1 pseudogene is annotated in these 249 nt (G+C 39.8%); it reads left to right on the top strand.

Annotated features, from left to right (window positions below):
• Positions 1-249: pseudogene (locus RFW85_RS03465) on the top strand (glutamyl-tRNA reductase); the annotation flags it as partial.

The following is a 249-nucleotide window of genomic DNA, read 5'->3' as shown; positions in this document are numbered from 1 at the left end:
TAGCCGTGAACGTGCCGATCAATTGGCCCAAGAAATTGCACATCAAGTTGAAGTTGAGATTATTGATTTTTCAGATTTGGCTGAGAATCTATATCGTGCCGATGTTGTTTCAAGTTGTACGGGTAGTTTGCATCAGGTTATTGCTTATGCAGATTTCAAAACTGCATTAAAAAAAACGCCGTTATCAGCAAATGTTAATGGTCGATTTAGCTGTACCGCGTGATATTGACCCTAAAGTAGAGTCGCTTG

The sequence above is a fragment of the Acinetobacter sp. 12966 genome, from assembly GCF_031196995.1.
In the GTDB taxonomy this organism is placed as follows: Bacteria; Pseudomonadota; Gammaproteobacteria; order Pseudomonadales; family Moraxellaceae; genus Acinetobacter; species Acinetobacter geminorum.
The sequence above is the reverse complement of the archived record's forward strand: the minus strand, read 5'-3'. Positions and strand labels throughout refer to the sequence as shown.